Source organism: Caproiciproducens sp. LBM24188 (genome assembly GCF_054130445.1).
Genome location: NZ_CP196862.1, coordinates 1,291,677 through 1,309,540, shown reverse-complemented (window position 1 = coordinate 1,309,540; position 17,864 = coordinate 1,291,677). Strand labels below are relative to the sequence as shown.

Genomic DNA, 17,864 nt, shown 5'->3' with positions numbered 1-17,864 from the left:
TGACATCCTCTGTGCAAGAGTGGCGCTCTTTCTTGCAATTTGCGTCCCGAGTTTATAAGTATGACTTTACTTCCGCACTTTTAATTTATTCGAAACGTCCGGATGCAACAGCGCTGGCAACCGAGGATATTTGGAAAAGGGTCGGCCGATATATTACATCGTATGACGCGAAAATCCCGATTCTCCGGATTTCAGGCAGCCGGGTAGAGTTGGATTATGTTTATGACGTCAGCGATACAAACGGAGAACAGAAAACTCGTCCTGTTTTCTGGGAACTCCAACCGGAGATGGAAGACGCGGTTCTGGTTGATCTGGAAGACCGTTACGGCATTAAAAACAGTGGAACAACCTTTGACCAAAGATTACTGAATGTCATTGAAGTTGCAGTCCAGGAGTGCTATAATAATTATGCAGAAGAAATATTTCAGAGAATCGAAGGAACCGTACTGGATCAGATCGAACTTTCCGAAACAGACGCAATCATTCAGGAATTCCTTTCCGACAGCATTACTCAGATGGTTTACAGCCGGGTTGCGCCAGAAAGCAAAATCCTTGACTCTCTTATATTTGACGACTTTCCCCTTCTTACCAATTCGGAGCACATCCTCATTTTAGGAAAGGCCTGCGTAAAGCATTCCGGCGAATTGCTCCGACAGGTTGAGCACACCATCAAACAAATTCAGCATGAACAGCTGATTAAGCAAAGGAGATCACAAAATGTCCGATTTACCCAAAGAGAAAATTTATCCCGAACTGGCAGTAACACAGCCGGAATACGACAAACCCCTGACACGATACGGAATCGCGTACAAGAAATATCTGGAGGAAACCCAGCCGGGTCGCTATGCAATCTTGATCGGGACGCTGGAACTCATGAAAGTGTGCCATCAGAAAGAGGAAGAAGCGAACCGCTACGAGGGAATCGTACTGGAACGGCTGCGCAAACAGAATCCCCCACCGAAGACGGAGGACACCATGAAGATGATTCAGTACAACAACGCACTGTATCAACAGGCACAGGAAATCACGATGAACGACGTGATATATCAGAAATAGCTTCATACAAGGAAAAGGCAGCTTCTTTAGAAGCTGCCTTTTTTGATGCAAAAAATGAGCAGGATACCATGAACGGAGAACCTGCTTATGAAGCCTTCGTTAGTGAAAACGACTTTAAGGATATTTATCTTTTCTCTGTTTTAGCTTTGAAAAATTCCGATGAGCAGCAGGAACAGATACAGCGCTTTTTTCAAACCAGACCTAGTTCCAAAGAAGCGATTGATTTTCTGAAGTATCACTATGGAATTAGGGGTGGATCTATTACTTTTCTCAATAAGAACTCCGGATTTTATATGTTTGATGGAAAAGGACTGACACTTACCATCCATCTTCCCGAAGGGGAGTACTCTAGGACTGCTCCATGGAGCATGGTGCAAAAGGAAATCCGAACCATGGTGGAGGAAGACCGTTTCCTTTCCCGTACTCCGGCGGAGCGGCCGGAGCAGTTATCTCTGTTTTCCGTATTACCGACAGCTGAAACTACTCCGCACGCGGTCGCTTTCCAACCGGAGCAGAAACTTGAGTCACCTGCAGAAGGGCCATCATCCGAAGTTCCAAAGGCGGAAATGAGATCCGCGGCAAATCCGCAAATAGAAGAAGACGCCGAGCATCAGAAGCGTGTTGACGAAATCCACCGTCAGGCCGAAGCCATCTACCGGGATACCCACAAAGAATTCAACCGTGAAAAGCTGGAGAATTTCAGGTATCCAGATATGTCGGAAGTAACCGGTGGTCAAAAAACGCACTATAAGCTCAATATTGATGCAATTCGTCTATTAAAACAGATTGAATCAGAAGGCCGTCCGGCTACTCCAGAAGAGCAAACCGTTTTATCTAAGTATGTCGGTTGGGGTGGCATATCGCAGGCATTTGACCCAGGAAACGCATCCTGGGCAAAGGAATACGACGAACTGAAAGAGTTGCTTACAGAAGAAGAATATACGGCGGCGCGGGCATCTACTTTAACCGCGTTTTACACACCGCCCGCCGTAATCAGCGCGATTCACACCGCTTTAAAGAATTTTGGGTTTACCGGAGGTAATATTGGAGAACCGTCCTGTGGAATAGGGCGGTTCTTTGGCTATCTGCCCCCGGAAACTACCCAGTCCAGTCACCTGTTTGGTGTGGAACTGGACAGTCTAACCGGGCGTATCGCACAGCAGCTCTACCCCAAAGCACAGATTCAGATTAAAGGCTTTGAAAAAGCAACTTTCCCAGATAACTTTTTCGACGTGATGTTTGGCAACGTGCCGTTCGGAGAGTACAAGATTCCAGACAAACGCTATGAAAGGTATAATTTCCTGGTACACGACTATTTCTTCGCTCGTGCACTGGATAAGACACGCCCTGGCGGTCTCATCATCTTTGTGACATCAAAGGGAACCATGGACAAATCAAACAACGCTGTACGAAAATACATCGCCCAGCGTGCCGAGCTGATCGGAGCCATACGATTGCCAAATACCATGATGAAAATCGAAGCAAACACCGAAGTGACTGCGGACATTATTTTCCTGAAGAAGCGCGAACGTATGGTAGATGTCGAACCGGACTGGGTAAACCTGACTTACACAGATGATGGTGTGCCAATCAACACTTATTTTTATGATCACCCCGAAATGATGCTCGGAACTATGGCATTTAATGACCGAATGTATGGCGGTGCGAAAGATACCACACTTTTACCTCATGAAGGAAAAGACTGGCGTAAAGAGTTAACCGAAGCCATTTCCATGCTTCAAGCGGAGTACCAAAAACCCATCTTAGACCTGGAAGAAGAGGAGCAAGCAGCCGTCATTCTTGCCGACCCAAATGTTAAGAATTACAGCTACGCCATAGGTGAGAACGGTAAAATCTATTACCGCGAAAACAGTCAGATGGTTGAGAAAAACTTCACCGGCACACGGGAGCAACGGATTCGCGGAATGATCGAAATTCGCAATGCTCTCCGTGAGGTTATTCGGGTACAGAGTGAAGATTATCCTGATTCGGCCGTTAAAAAGACACAAGCAGAGTTGAACCGGCTGTATGACTCCTACGTGAAGAAATATGGCCCGCTTACGGGAACAGGGAATCGTCTGGCATTTTCATCGGATGCAGACTATCCGTTGCTCTGCAGCCTAGAAAATGTGGATGAAAACCATCACGTCACGAAAGCAGCGATTTTCACAAAACGTACCATTCGACCTCCGCAGCCTATTACCCACGTAGACACGGCAGTTGAAGCGCTACCCATTTGCCTGAACCAAAAGGGTTGCGTGGATATTCCGTTTCTGTCCCAGCTTACAGACAAGACGGAAGAACAGATTTTACAGGACTTAACTGGTATCATTTTTAAAGACCCGATTGACGGAAAATATCTGACTGCGGAAGAATACCTTTCAGGAAACGTACGTGAAAAGTTATCCATCGCACAAAATGCGGCGGAACAAGATGATCAGTACAATATCAACGTCACCTATCTGAAAAAAGTGCAGCCGGAGGATCTGGGAGCATCTCAGATCGATGTTCGTCTTGGTTCACCGTTGCTGGAACCATCTGATATCGAGCAGTTTATCAAAGACACTTTCAATCCACCCAACTACGCAAAAAACCTGAAAGTCATCTATCTGCCTTCTGAAGCGCTCTGGAAAATAAGCGGGGTATCGCATTCCCTACTTTTCTCTGACGTAACTGCGTCAAAGACGTTTGGAACCAGGCGAATTGACAGTTACGCACTTCTGGAACTCTCCTTGAATCAGAAAACCCCGACCATCCGCGACCGAAAGCCGGATGACACATATGAGGTTAATCCATCCGAAACCGCCGCCGCGCGGGAAAAACAGAAGGTTATTGAGAATAAGTTTAGAGATTGGATTTTTAAAGACCCGGAACGCCGCGAACGTCTGGTACGCAAATACAATGATGTATATAACAATATCCGGCTAAGGCAGTATGACGGAAGTTATCTGACATTTCCTGGTATGAATCCCGAAATCACCTTGCGACCACACCAGCGCAACGCTGTGGCTAGGATGATCAGCAACGGGAATACGCTGCTTGCCCATTGTGTGGGTGCTGGAAAAACCTATGAAATGATTGCCGCCGCAATGGAATCAAAGCGCTTGGGCCTTTGCAGCAAAAGTATGTTTATCGTTCCCGGTCACCTCATTGACCAGTGGGGCAGCGATATTTTGAAACTGTATCCGGGTGCCAATGTGCTGGTAGCCACCAAACAGGATTTTGAACGATCGAAGCGGCGGCGCCTGATTAGCCGGATTGCTACCGGGGACTACGACGCGGTGGTTATTGCAAATACCAGCTTTGAAAAAATCCCGGTCAGTCCTGAACGCCGGGAACGCCTAATCCATCAGCAGATTAACTCGGTCACCGAAGCCATGGAGCTTGCCCATATGGAAAACGGTGAGGACTGGACGGTCAAGCAGTTGGAACGTACTAAAAAAAGTTTGGAAGAACAGCTGAAACACTTGACAGATCAGGAACGTAAAGATGATCTTCTCACTTTTGAAGAGCTTGGAGTGGATCAAATATTTGTGGACGAAGCACATTATTATAAAAATCTCTTTATCCCAACGAAAATGTCAAATGTGGCCGGAATTTCCAGCAGCCATGCGCTGAAATCCTCTGATTTGCTTATGAAATGCGAATATATCAATGAGCGGAATCACGGACCGCGTGGAGTGGTATTCGCAACAGGAACACCGGTTTCAAACAGTATGGCCGAGCTATACGTCATGATGCGCTATTTAGAAAACGATAAACTCACCGAATTGGGCTTCCGGCATTTTGACTCGTGGGCCGCGACATTTGGTAAAAAAGTATCCTCCCTGGAACTTACTCCGGATGGTACGCAATACCGGTATAAGACCCGTTTTGCCGAATTTGTCAATCTTCCGGAGCTGATGAACTTGTATTCACTGGTAGCTGACATTAAAACAGCAGATCAGCTGAAACTGCCCATACCCAAAATGCGGGGCGGAAAGCCACAGATCATCGTTGCAAAACCGAGTGACGACCAGAAGGCTTTGGTGGCAGACATTATTGAACGGTTCCGACTGATTCATAATGGAGAGGTTGCTCCATGGGAAGACAATGCGTTGAAAGAAACACACCGTGGTCGGTGCGGCGCACTGGATATGCGAATCCTTGACCCTGCTTATTCGGATTATGAGGGCAGCAAGATTAATCTTGCAGTAAAAACCATCTATCAAGAATGGGTAGACAGTACTCCAAAACGCGGTACACAAATGGTTTTCTGCGACCTTTCTACCCCACACTATGATGGAAAATTCAATGTATATGATGACATGAAGCAGAAACTGATTCAGTTAGGTATTCCTGAAGAACAGATAAAATTCATTCATGATGCCAACAGTGAAAAGCAAAAAGAACAGCTTTTTGCTGACATGCGCTCCGGAAAAGTACGAATTCTCTTTGGATCCACATCAAAAATGGGCGCCGGAACAAATGCTCAGAATAAAATTGTTGCAATTCATCATCTAGATTGCCCTTGGCGACCGGGTGATTTGGAGCAGCGAAACGGCAGAGCCTTCCGCCGCGGAAATGAAAATTCTGAAGTCACCGAGTACCGGTACGTCACAGAAGGAACATTTGACGCCTACAGTTGGCAGATACTTGAGCAAAAACAGCGCTTCATCAGCCAAATTTCCTCCGGCAGATGTGCAGAGCGTCATGCGCAGGATATTGACGAAACCGTATTGGATTATGCTACCGTAAAAATGCTTTCCACCAACGACCCGCGCATCAAAGAGCGCGAAGAACTGCGCGTTCGTGTTGCAGAGCTTAACGCACTAAAAGCACAATTCAATTTTGAAAGATATAACATGGAGGATGATTGCTTGACTCGCCTTCCTCAGCGTATTGCCCGAAACGAACAGGCAATTCAAAACCTTGAAAAGGATATTGCTCTTTTAAAGGAAAATGCAAAATCAGATTTTGAGATGGAGTTATTCGGCAAAATCTATAAAAAGCGTGAAGCTGCGGGACAAGTAATTCTCCAGAAAGTAAACGCGTACCGGACAGACGGTGAGTATTTGCCTATCGGTAGATACCGCGGATTCCGAATGGAGCTGACGTATAGTTCTTTTTCACGAATCCATAAAATCATGTTATGTGGTTCTGGAAGGTATGAATGTGCACTCGGAGAGGACTCTGTTGGCTGCACAATGCGTTTGGATAATGTTTTAAAGGACTTAGATGAGCGTCTCCATTTCTGCCAACAAGAAATTGTGGATGCCAAAGAGAAAATTTCAGCGCTGAACGAGCAATTAAAAATTCCGTGGGAATATCAATCCGAGTTAGATGAAAAGACGAAAAGGCTGGATAAGCTCAACATCGAACTTTCGTCTAACTTAGATAATGATAATGAACAAATTATTACTTCCGATTGCAATTCATTTCAAACAGAAGAAATCGAGGAGGAACACAATAATGAAATGGACTTAGAAATGTAAAAGCAGCCTTTTAGGACAACCGGATTGACCGGTTGTCCTAATTTTTTAGAAAGGAGTAAGTATATTGCTAAATGTTGCAGTACTAATGGGTCGGCTGGTTGCCGATCCGGAATTGCGTCACACAGCAAATGATTTGGCTGTTACCACCTTTACGCTGGCGGTCGACCGTTTGTATGTGAAGCCTGGCGCGGAACGCCAGTCAGACTTCATCGATGTGGTTGCCTGGCGCAGTACGGCGGATTTTGTATGCAAATACTTCCACAAAGGCCAACTGGTGGCGGTACAGGGTTCCATCCAAACACGGTCTTATACGGACAAAGATGGCCACAAGCGCAAAGCATTTGAAGTAGTGGCAGACAGCGTACACTTTGCAGAATCAAAACGCAATAACGCAGCAGAGCCACAAAATGACGCTCCACCGCCTTCTGACGATTTCCCGCCGGACGTGTCGGATGAAGATTTACCATTCTGAAAGGAGTGAGATGACATGAAACTGGTCTATATCTGTTCTCCCCTGCACGGGGATATGGAAAAAAACATTGAGATGGCGAATCAATATTGCGCATCAGCCGCACGAATGGACGTTGTTCCTCTGGCTCCGCATACCATCTTCACAAAGTATCTCAATGACAATGTTCCACAGCAACGAGAGCGTGCGCTTGCGATGGGCCTTGCTCTTCTTTCCCGCTGCGACGAACTTTGGGTCTGCGGTAATGTAATCTCACCCGGAATGCGTGGTGAGATTGAGTATGCAAAAACACATGGGATTCCCATAAAACACATGAAAGAAGTGTTGGAATTGAATATGAAACCGGATTTAAAAAAGCTTCATACGCAAAAATCTATGATTCTGCAGCAGTATCAGCCAATTTATACGGCTTACTACACTGTTACGGTCGACAAAAATCTTGGCAATTTTGCACAAGTCCTTTTTGACAATGGGAACAAAGTGACGGTGGATGGTGCGAAACATGCTCTTGATTTTTTGAAAATGGAATCCGGTGAACTGCAAAAAGCGGTTGCTGACATTCTGAAACCATTAATTTTATCAGAGTGGAATAAATTATTTCAGCAATTAGGCTTAGAAAAATACAGTCAGCTTTTCCCAATGAAGGACACTGCCCTACCTTACTTGGTGATTGACCAGAATGATTTGGTGACATTCACGTACTGCCCAGTGGCGAAACATGATAAATTTGCTCTGTTGATTCTCAATGATTTCGGCCGGCCGTTTTTCGATATCGATAACCGCTTTTCCGGGACTTATTCGGATGAGCTTCGTGAGCTTCCTTTCCAAGATGCGAGGCTGGATGTTCAAAATTCTCTCAATCTATTGAAAGAGATCGAACCGGTTGCCTTTCAAGAATATCAGGAACATATCGTGATGCAAAAGCTAGACAGGGTTTTTCAGGAAACCGGTGCCCGGATGTTTGTCTTCTCCGGAGGGGATTCCAATACCCCAGCAATAGTCAATATTCCGGAAGAAGCGAACGACTATCTGACCCCGGAGGAATTGGCACTGGCCGAAGAAGTGGTTCTTAGACAAGAATCTGACAATAACCAGCCGGACCTGGAAATATTCGAACCGGAAGAAGAACAGGAGTTGTGTATGTAATTATTTTTTCTCTGCTTTAGGCAACCAAAACTTGATAAATAGGAGTGAAAAATTTTGAAACGATTAAATTTTACAACTTGGCGTAAAAGTCTTTTGATTTTTATTTTTGTTACTGTCTTTATTACTCTCTTTTCAGCAACAGCGTTCGCAGCTGGGGAGGCCAATGTGGCTAATGCAGTAAATAACGCATACAATTCATACTTAAAACCACAGATCAAACTGATTGTAAATATAACGGTATTCGGGCTTGCCGACGCAGTCCTAGGAATCCTTTTTGTCATCAAATTAGCGACCGCAGTTGCTGAGTACAAAAGAAACGGTGGGCGCATTGAATGGATCGAACCGGCAGGATTAGGCGCAGGGCTGATTCTTGCCGTATCTGCCCCATTTTGGGCTTGGAGCGCGATCGGCTGGTGATTGAGCAATGTTTACTGTTGGAAATTCCATTGAGCAGCTTGAAACATGGCTCTATTACACGACTTTAGATCTCATGAACCAGTTTAACAAATACATTGGCAACTTGGGAGCAGATTTATTTAGCAATGAATTTATCAAAGCGATTATTTATCTGTTTCAGCTATTTGGTTATGCGTTAGTCCTAGTTGGGATTGTCCTGGCAATCTTGGAGTTCTTTATCTCTTTTGATAATGGGAAAGCGGATTTCATGGATACCGCGAAAAATATTGGTATCGGAATGTTCGCTTCCGTACTGTTTACGACCGTCCCAATTCAACTGTTTCAGTTGAGCGTGAACGTTGAGTCTGCCATTGCTGCTGTGGTTAACACCACTGCGGCCTCCACAAACACGCAAGCAAATGTTCCCATGTCCTCCGGTCAAATGATTGCGGGTGCTATCGCCTTTTTTGTGAACTTGGTGTCTGGAAATCCACTAGCTAATGTCATTGGCTCCATTGCAGGCAGTGCCGCCAGTTCGATTTCCGGCCAGCAGCAGCACGTACCTCAAATCACGGAACTGCTTTTTATTCTGGCGTTTGCATATGCGTTTTTAAAAATTCTCTTTGGTAACTTAAAGCGCGGTGGAATCTTATTTATACAGATTTGTGTTGGCTCTCTGTATATGTTCAGTATTCCACGCGGATACCTCGACGGATTTATTTCCTGGTGTAAACAAGTCATCGGCCTTTGTTTTACCGCGTTTCTTCAAAATATCATGCTGGTGGCCGGTTTATATGTTTTTAAGGACCAGATGTTGATCGGCACCGGCTTAATGCTGGCCGGTGCCGAGGTTCCGCGCATCGCGCAGATGTTTGGTTTGGATACCTCCGTAAGGGGTAATTTAACCAGTGTCGTTCATACTACAAGCTCTCTCATTTCTCTTGGGAAAACCCTGATGCATTAAGGAGGCAAGAAGTTATGTTTTATTATCCGAAAGATTTGGAAGCGCCACCGGTGTTAGGCTTGTGGACGCATCACGATCTTATCATTATTTCCTTGATATTTCTATTTTCCACACTTTCCATCCCGGTGCTTCGCTCACTTATTCCCTTCCTGATTCTCTTTATCTATGCCTTTATGACCGCGATCATTGGCAGAATACATATTTACCAATACATCATAAAGGTTTGCAGATACGTACTATTTTCACAGCTTATTTATTACTGGGAGGAATCAAAGCATGAAAAGTCTTTTTGACCTTATTGGGAAAAAGAAAATCAGTGTTCAGGATTTGTTAGGAACAGCTGCCTTTGAGGGCAGCTGTCTTTCTTTAAATACAGGCGAGAAATTGGGATTCTTACTGATAACACCGGTAAATCTCAATGTACTCTCAAAAGTGAATATCAAGAGCCGTATTACAAAGCTGACAACCGTTCTGGAAACACTTGGCACGATTACTTTTTGCTGTCTGAATTCTGCACAGAGTTATGACAGTAACAAGCACTACTTGTCAAAACTCAAGGAACAAGAAACAAATGACACCCTGCGAAAGTTGGATGAGGAGGACATTCGTTTTTTTGACCGCATTCAAGTAACCATGGCAACCAGCCGTGAATTTGTCGCAGTATTTCGCTTTTCTGCAAAAGAATCTTTAGAACATGTAAACGAGGTTTTGCGCACGGCTTATGGAGTATTCAAGGATAACGGAATGATTGTGCGTCAGGCCGAGGAAACAGATATAAAACGACTTTTGGCAATTTACCTGGAACAAAACATATTTGATACCGATTATCCGGATTTTGATGGAGAACGGTATGTGAAGCTATTGGAGATGAAGTTATGAACCGAATTATGCAACAATCGAAAGTCCTTTCGGACGAGCTGCGAGAGGAACGGCAACTGACACCACAGGAACAGCTCCAATCCTGGTATGAGCTGGCAGCGACCTCAGATGGAAACGACAGTGTGGCATCCATGCTCAAACTGTATAACCCCAACGGCGAACCAGAGTGGTATATTTCTGCGGCAAACCGCGGCGATAAGTACGCATGTTACGTGCTTGGAAAAATGTATTACTGGGGGGTTCTTGTGCAGCAGAATTATACAAAGGCTGCCATGTGGTACGCAAAAGCCTCCAGTGCGGATATTTCCTTTGCTGACTACGAGCTGGCAAAAATGTGCGCAGCCGGTCAAGGGTTGGATAAGGACCAGGATGCGGCCGATCAGTTATACATCAAAGCGTTCACGGAATTTTTAAAACAAGAGAAGCGCTGCCCCAACTCAAATATTGAATACAAGCTGGCCATAATTTATGAAAACGGTCTGGCAGGGGAAACGGATTTGGGCCTGGCACAGTATTGGCGGAATTTAGCAAGCGGCAGTAATAAGGAGTTGGTGGAGGAAACGCCTGTTCCGATGGAGTATCAAGAAGAAAATCGAGAATCCGATCCAGTTTTTCAACCAGTCAGCGTTACTCCGGATGAAAGAAAAAATGTACCTGAACCGAAACCAAAACCGGTGCGGCAGAAAAAGCCAAAGCAAAAAAGAAAAGAGAAAATGCCGCTGAAAGTAACCAAAACACCGGCGGATTCACAAGTTTCTGATTCGCTCAAAAGTTTTATGGACATGATTTCCCCGTCAGCCGCTGATTTTGGTCATCCAGATTATTATGTGATCGGCAACACATTCCGGTGCGTTTGGGCCGTACGCGAGTATCCAGCCAAAACAGATCAGTGTGCAATATTAAAAGAGTTAGGCGAGATGGACGGTGTCACGCTGAAAATTTTCATAAGTCCTCTCTCACCGGCGGAAGAAAATAAAATCATTGACAATTCCAATAAGCGGAATAACAATCGAAAAAACACCACTACAAAAGCAAATGAGAAAATTGAGGCAGAAGAAGATCTGAATGACATTGATAAAATGTTGCGACAAAGGCACAACACCAAAGAAAAGCTGCTGCACTGCTCTGTTTTTATCGAGATGGTAGCAGTATCCCTCCAAAAGCTGAAGGACCTGCAGCAAAAAGTAATGATTTTCTGTTCAGAGCAAAAAATCGTTTATGACAGCCTTTGGCTTCTTCAAAAAGAAGGATTTTTGTCCGTCATGCTGACCGGGCAAGACCAGTTCAAATCGCAGTTTCAGAGAGCCATACCTGCCGGCAGCGTTGCAAATCTATATCCCTTTTCTTATTCTGGTAAAACGGACCCGAATGGGATGTATATCGGGCAGAATGTACGTGGTAGCAACATCATCGTAAACTTTGACCGGCGCACACAAGATAAAACGAATGGACACATTGTGATTTTGGGAAATTCCGGCCAGGGAAAATCTCATTTGATAAAGCTTCTGGCCACAAATTTCCGTCAGGCTCATAAGCGGATTTTTATTCTGGACCCGGAAGATGAGTATCGGGAATTGACCATAAATCTAGGCGCATGCTATTTGAATATGATGGCAGGCAAGTACTTTATTAATGTGCTGGAACCCCACAGGCTGACGGACAACCCAATAACCGATGAGCAGGATGAAGATTATAATGAGGATTATATTCCGGCGGCTTTTAAGAAAGGAACCATACTGAGCCAGCATATTGCTTATTTACGGGACTGGTTCCGCTGCTACAAAGAATTTTCAATGGAACAGCTGGACACGCTGGAAATCCTGTTGGAAAAGCTGTATCAGCAGTTTGGTATTTCCGACGATTCTGATTTTGATAAATTCCAGCCGAATGACTATCCGATTCTGTCTGACCTGTTTGAGTTGTGCAAAAAAGAGCTGGAGGAATACGATGAGGCAGGCGGTCAGCTTTATACCAAAAATGTTCTACGCAGCCTGACGCTTGGTCTTCGCTCTATTTGTGTCGGTTCCGAGAGTACATTCTTTAATGGGTACACAAACATCACAAATGCGGATTTTATTGATTTTTCCGTAAAAGGAATGCTCGAAACAAACGAAAACCTGAAGAACGCCATGTTTATGAATATTTTCTCTTACATGAGCCACAAATACCTGACCGAAGGCGATGCAGTCCTGGCGGTAGATGAGCTTTATTTGTTTGTATCAAACCCAATCGCGGTCAACTATCTGCGCAGCTTTGTAAAGCGAGGACGTAAAAAAAACTCCGACGTTATTCTTGCGAGTCAGAATGTAGAAGATTTAATGCTCCCAGGAATCAAGGAATACACCAAGCCGCTTCTTAGTATTCCAACGCACAGCTTTCTGTTTAACCCCGGTGATAACTGCGACGAGAAGGAGTTTCAACGTTTCCTGTCTCTTCCGGAATGCGAGTATGATTTGATTCGCGAACCCAATCAAGGGTTTTGCCTATTTAAATGTGGAAATGAACGGTATCATCTTCATGTCATTGCGCCACCTTATAAAAGCGCGCTGTTTGGGAATGCCGGTGGTCAATAATGAGTGCCGCTGCTATTAAAGTGTTTTTAAAGCTGGCCTCCGATAAGCGCACATGGAAGATCATCGGGAGTGCTTTTATCATCATCGCCTTGATCGTTACTGCGGTAGGAACGAGCTGTACTGCACATAACCTTCAGGTCTACACATCAGATCAAATTGCCAAGGACTATGCGCCATTGATTGCCAAGGTAAATGCGGAAATTGAGGAAGGAGAACTGAACACGCCACTTCTTTACGCGGTTTATATTACGGTTTTTGACAATTCCAAATACCCGGACAAAGATACCATTCGGGGACAGCTGCTTCGCTGCTTTTATACAGAATCCAGCAAAAAAGTAGCAGTTGTTGATGAAAATGGGAATGCGGTTCTGGATGAGCAAGGAAAACCAAAGTACCTCATACATATGATTGCACTACCGATTAGTGACACAACCAAAATATTTAACGAAGTAGAGGATTCTTTCCATATCCAGATTAACGACAACGAACGTGCATATATTCAAAATCTTTCAGAATTGCTCCTACCCTATTCCGGCGGTTCGATTTCAAGCAGTGTATCCTCTTTTGTTCCCCTGATCAGTAAATACTGCTCACAATACGGTATTCCGGATTATGTTTCCCTGGTGATGGCCGTCATGCAGCAGGAATCCGGGGGCTCCGGAACCGACCCGATGCAATGCTCCGAAAGCCCATACAACACCAAATATGCTCACAGTCCTAACAGCATTACCGATCCTGACTACTCCATCCAAATCGGTGTTCAGTACTTGGCAAGCTGTCTGAAGGCAGCAAAATGCAAATCTCCCCAGGATATTCAAGGCATCAGTCTTGCTCTGCAGGGCTACAATTTTGGCAACGGTTACATAACTTGGGCGCTGAAAAAAGGCGGTTACACACAGGAAAATGCCGCAGAATTCTCCCAAATGGAAGCATCCAAACTTGGGTGGCAAAGCTACGGCGACATTAATTACGTGAGCCATGTGCTGCGGTACTACAGCACAACCGGTGAGGAAAATCCTAACGGCGGATTGTTTGCTTACCCAATTCAAACTGGTAAGTATACGATCACTTCTCTGTTTGGAAGCCGCTCTAATCCTACCGGAAAAGGGACACAATTCCACAAAGGCGTCGACTTCGCCGCACCTTACTGCACACCGATACATGCCAGCGAATCAGGCACCGTGATTTATGCACAGTTCGGTTCAACCCCTTACACCGGGTACGGAAATTTGGTAGTAATTCAGCATTCATCCTATCTGGTATCGATGTATGGCCACTGCGCGCAGCTGCTCGTCAGCAATGGTCAGAAAGTACAAAAGGGACAAACCATTGCGCTGGTCGGCAGCACCGGAGATTCTACCGGCAACCACTGCCACTTTGAAATTCGGAAGAATGGAAAAGCAGTCGACCCGATGCTATATCTAAAATAGTATTGTTTTTCTCTGCTTTAGGCACGCCTGCCTGCCAAAATTCTTTGTTATTTTCTTCTGGAAGGAGTATAATATTGATATACAAAAGGGGGCTATTCAATGAAAGACGTGGAAAAGATTATCGATGAAATTAACGGTACCATGGCTATGGAAGGTATGCCCTTAACGGATGATGACAAAGAGAGGTTACGCGATTGTCTTACAGGAAAAACCTCATATGATGAAATGGTCAAGAGGCTTGTAAAGAAGCACACCATCCCGTCTGAAAGGTGATTATGACTATATGAAAAACGAATATCAATATGATTAAGAATGGGATAGCAATTATTGTTATCCCAATTCTTTTATCCTGATCAATAAGCTAGGCATAAAAAATGGCAAGGCGCTGAACGAGGCAGAACGTGAAATTACAACTATACGCATTTCACAAATCACGGAAAATCCAATCAAAGGAAACTTTGATCTGAAACATTTGCAGGCGATTCATCGATTTTTTTTCCGCGATATTTATTCCTGGGCCGGGCAGCTTCGGACAGTTAACATTGCAAAAGGCAATCAATTTTGCAACTGCATATATATCGAGTCCGGGCAAAGCTAACCTTTGATAAGCTTAAAAAAGAGAATTATCTGATTGGCACATCCCAGGATGATATTTGTGAGAAGCTGGCCTATTATTTAGGGGAAATCAATGTTATCCATCCGTTTCGAGAAGGAAATGGACGTACACAGAGAGTGTTTATTGAAAGTCTTGCTCAAGTTGCCGGCTATAAAGTCGATTTTTCGAACGTATCCGCAGCGGATATGATCGAAGCCAGCGCACTTGCCTTTGGCTGCGATTATCGAAAAATGACGGAAACCTTTGAGAGGATTACAACACCGATTTCTCTTGAAGAGCAGGAGCAATACATCCGGCTTGTCAATCCGAAAGGTGGAAAACTTCTTGAATTATTTCAGAAAATTTCGGTATGTGAACAGGAACTGGAAGAAGAACCGGGAATGACACTTGAATAAAACTCAATACACAAGTAATGCCATCAGAAAGGAAAACTCTGATGGCTTTTTTCATGCCAGCAGAATAAAAATCAAATGTTTTTTCTCTGCTTTAGGCGCGCTAAACCACTGGCAGAACACAATTTACATTAAGAGGAAAGAGGTAATTTCGATGAAAACAATCACCGTAAAACTAAAAATTGAACCGCAAAAATTCAACGCCGCACAGCAGTTTATGGAAGAAAAAGGATTGGATATTAGTGATGAGTTGAGCAAAACAGCAGAGACTTTTTACAAAAAATTCGTGCCTTCTCCGGTGCGAAAATACATTGAAAAATCGACTGCTGCCTCCCATACCAACGCTGAAAAATCTTCCCGTTCTGCTCCCTCAGGGCCGTCAGGATCCGGTTCTGAAGAACCGGATTTTGGTATGGATTTAAGTAATGTGGGTTCTAGTCGCTCCTGCGATGGCTAAATTGCTTGTTTTTGGCCCTGCTATGCGGTTTTTTTAGGTTTTCTCAAAGAGATATCTATGGAAGGAAAACCTGTGGAGCAACTTTGCAGGATAAAGAAGCGCCACCAAAACGGTGGCGCTTAGTTACGCAACGCCCAGCGGTGCTGGGCGTTAAGAAATATGACATTGGTGGCAAAATTTTTTATTTGGTGGCAAAACAGGAATCAAAATATTGAAATTGTGTTTATAAAGGCGCTAAAGCACTTACTTTTTTATTACCACCAGTTTTGCCACCAACATTTGGGAGGAAAATCATGCCTGACTTTATAAATACAGAGATTGTAAAAGACAGTTCAATTGATTCAGATAAGAAGTTTAAATGCACAGTCTATCTAAAAAGAGGATGCTACGCAAAAGTGGATAGCCTTATTAATCTTGCTGGCTGCACTTCGAGAAATGATGTAATCGAAAAAGCTGTTGATTTTTATTTTGGATACATCACTTCTCAACTAAATCAAGATTATTTATGCGGCGCTTTTGGTTCAAAGATGGAAGGACTGGTTAATAACCTAGCTACGCGAATTTCAAAAGGGAATTTTCGAACAGCAGTTGAAATGGATATGTTAACACGTATGTTGGCTACCGTGGTACAACTTGGTAAAGATGATTATGAGAAACTACGTACTAAGTCCATTCATGATGTAAAAGCAACAAACGGATCTATTGATATTATGCAAGCAGTCAATGAATTGGAAGATGAATCGTAAGGGAATTTGTTTGACAGGAATTGTAAAACTATGTAGAATTGAGGTATAAGAAAAATGGATTTGTTTATCAAGATTTTAATTTTGATAGGAGGGATTTTTCTGTTTGATAAATTATTAGATAAATTTGCAACTCGTGACAAACTCATTCGACGAATTGAGGCGCTTGGAAAACAGTTCTCCCTATTCCAGGCCGACGCCAATGAAACCATCGAAAAATATAAGAACGCATACGACAGTCTTGCAAGAGTACATAAGGATTATCAAGAAAATGCCGAGAGCCTTCTTTCACAGAGTGGTCAAATGACGGAGCAAGTCGTCCTATATGCTCACAAGATGATAGAAGACAATGATCGTCTTTACAAAAGGCTTGATCTAATCGAACGGTTTTTAACATCGGAGAATCCTTCGCAGGAAGACCATGAAAATCTTATACAGGCTATTAAAGAGGATATTAAGTTGAAAGAAGAATTTGAAATGGATCGCAAGGAATTTCTAAGCTCTCTTCATGATCAGCCTGCTTTGGAGGAGTCCCCTGAGATAGAAATGAGGGACGATTGATCATGAAAGAGAAACCTGAGATCGGGAAAGCTGATAAAAGTAAAATATATTTTTTTGAAGCGATTAAAAAGCATTCCTTTGTTTTATTGGCAGTGCTTGTTGCATTGGCGGGATGCGACTTTAGCAACGAAGCAAAAAGTTCTGCGGGTGGCGACTTCCTTTACGCTATATCAAGATTTATCAATTCCCACAGTAGTTCCTTCTTCTTGATTATTTTTGTGATTCTCATCGCTCAGCTTGTCGCTTATTTTATCGTTTTTAACAACGATAATAACACAGCAAGCGAAGAACTTGAGATTTTGGAAGAAAAACAGAAAAGTGAGATAATAAGGACAAAGAAAATTTGGAGTGATGCATTGTCTAATATTAATGAATTAAATAGTAAGTTTCCAGCTGATAGGGATAAATCGCTTTCAAAATTAAAAGATGAGAAAAACAAAATAAATGCCTGCCTAAAAGATGTAAAAACCGCGTATATTTTAAATCGCAGTGATTATAAGTTCGTCCACGGTAAGCTGTATCGATGTATCAACAAAGTCTGCAAAAATCTTGATGATAGATTAAAGTCTCTACTGGATCAATATAGCAATGAATCAAATAGAAGGTAAAGTTAATTAAGTTTATCTTCTGAAATGCCGTTCTTACTTCGTTTGTAAGAACGGTTTTTCTTTATCCTTTGTTATAAATTGCAAACCGTTCACCATATAT

The 17,864-nt window shown here is 43.6% G+C and carries 15 protein-coding genes; all 15 read left to right on the top strand.

From position 1 onward, the window contains the following. The first annotated feature begins 209 nt into the window (after window positions 1-209). On the top strand, window positions 210-6,530 hold the full coding sequence (locus tag ACSVDI_RS06230) for an SNF2-related protein (RefSeq protein WP_457945434.1): 6,321 nt from the start codon (window positions 210-212) through the stop codon (window positions 6,528-6,530). A 64-nt stretch (window positions 6,531-6,594) separates the two neighbouring features. Next, the gene (locus ACSVDI_RS06225; protein WP_457943376.1) at window positions 6,595-7,002 is read left to right on the top strand and encodes a single-stranded DNA-binding protein; all 408 of its coding nucleotides are present in this window, start codon (window positions 6,595-6,597) and stop codon (window positions 7,000-7,002) included. 15 nt (window positions 7,003-7,017) lie between these two features. Further along, window positions 7,018-8,145, top strand: coding sequence for a DUF7768 domain-containing protein (locus ACSVDI_RS06220; protein WP_457945433.1), 1,128 nt, complete (start codon window positions 7,018-7,020; stop codon window positions 8,143-8,145). 54 nt (window positions 8,146-8,199) lie between these two features. After that, window positions 8,200-8,562 carry a DUF3852 family protein gene (locus ACSVDI_RS06215; protein WP_457943374.1) on the top strand — a complete coding sequence of 121 codons (363 nt, stop codon included), beginning with the start codon at window positions 8,200-8,202 and terminating at the stop codon, window positions 8,560-8,562. A gap of 7 nt (window positions 8,563-8,569) precedes the next feature. Next, the gene (locus ACSVDI_RS06210; RefSeq protein WP_457943372.1) at window positions 8,570-9,505 is read left to right on the top strand and encodes a conjugal transfer protein TrbL family protein; all 936 of its coding nucleotides are present in this window, start codon (window positions 8,570-8,572) and stop codon (window positions 9,503-9,505) included. Window positions 9,506-9,781: 276 nt separating this feature from the next. Beyond that, window positions 9,782-10,384, top strand: a complete 603-nt coding sequence (locus ACSVDI_RS06205) for a hypothetical protein (RefSeq protein ID WP_457945432.1) — start codon at window positions 9,782-9,784, stop codon at window positions 10,382-10,384. Beyond that, complete coding sequence (locus ACSVDI_RS06200) at window positions 10,381-12,957, top strand: ATP-binding protein (RefSeq protein ID WP_457945431.1); 2,577 nt, start codon at window positions 10,381-10,383, stop codon at window positions 12,955-12,957. The genes ACSVDI_RS06205 and ACSVDI_RS06200 overlap by 4 nt, the downstream gene beginning before the upstream one ends. Beyond that, the gene (locus tag ACSVDI_RS06195; RefSeq protein WP_457943368.1) at window positions 12,957-14,387 is read left to right on the top strand and encodes a lysozyme family protein; all 1,431 of its coding nucleotides are present in this window, start codon (window positions 12,957-12,959) and stop codon (window positions 14,385-14,387) included. The genes ACSVDI_RS06200 and ACSVDI_RS06195 overlap by 1 nt, the downstream gene beginning before the upstream one ends. A 99-nt stretch (window positions 14,388-14,486) precedes the next feature. Further along, entirely contained in the window at window positions 14,487-14,660 is a 174-nt protein-coding gene (locus ACSVDI_RS06190; protein ID WP_457943367.1) for an antitoxin VbhA family protein, read from the top strand. Window positions 14,661-14,948: 288 nt separating this feature from the next. Then, a complete protein-coding gene (locus ACSVDI_RS06185) occupies window positions 14,949-15,398 on the top strand; it encodes a Fic/DOC family protein (protein WP_457943366.1) in 450 nt (149 codons plus the stop codon). Then, window positions 15,391-15,852: a hypothetical protein gene (locus tag ACSVDI_RS06180; RefSeq protein WP_457943365.1), complete on the top strand. Its 462-nt coding sequence runs from the start codon at window positions 15,391-15,393 to the stop codon at window positions 15,850-15,852. The genes ACSVDI_RS06185 and ACSVDI_RS06180 overlap by 8 nt, the downstream gene beginning before the upstream one ends. Before the next feature lie 83 nt (window positions 15,853-15,935). Next, on the top strand, window positions 15,936-16,067 hold the full coding sequence (locus ACSVDI_RS06175) for a hypothetical protein (protein WP_457943364.1): 132 nt from the start codon (window positions 15,936-15,938) through the stop codon (window positions 16,065-16,067). A 78-nt stretch (window positions 16,068-16,145) separates the two neighbouring features. Then, entirely contained in the window at window positions 16,146-16,598 is a 453-nt protein-coding gene (locus tag ACSVDI_RS06170) for a hypothetical protein (protein WP_457945430.1), read from the top strand. Window positions 16,599-16,652: 54 nt separating this feature from the next. Then, window positions 16,653-17,156: a hypothetical protein gene (locus tag ACSVDI_RS06165; RefSeq protein ID WP_457945429.1), complete on the top strand. Its 504-nt coding sequence runs from the start codon at window positions 16,653-16,655 to the stop codon at window positions 17,154-17,156. A 2-nt stretch (window positions 17,157-17,158) separates the two neighbouring features. Continuing rightward, window positions 17,159-17,764, top strand: a complete 606-nt coding sequence (locus tag ACSVDI_RS06160) for a hypothetical protein (RefSeq protein ID WP_457945428.1) — start codon at window positions 17,159-17,161, stop codon at window positions 17,762-17,764. Window positions 17,765-17,864 lie beyond the last annotated feature (100 nt).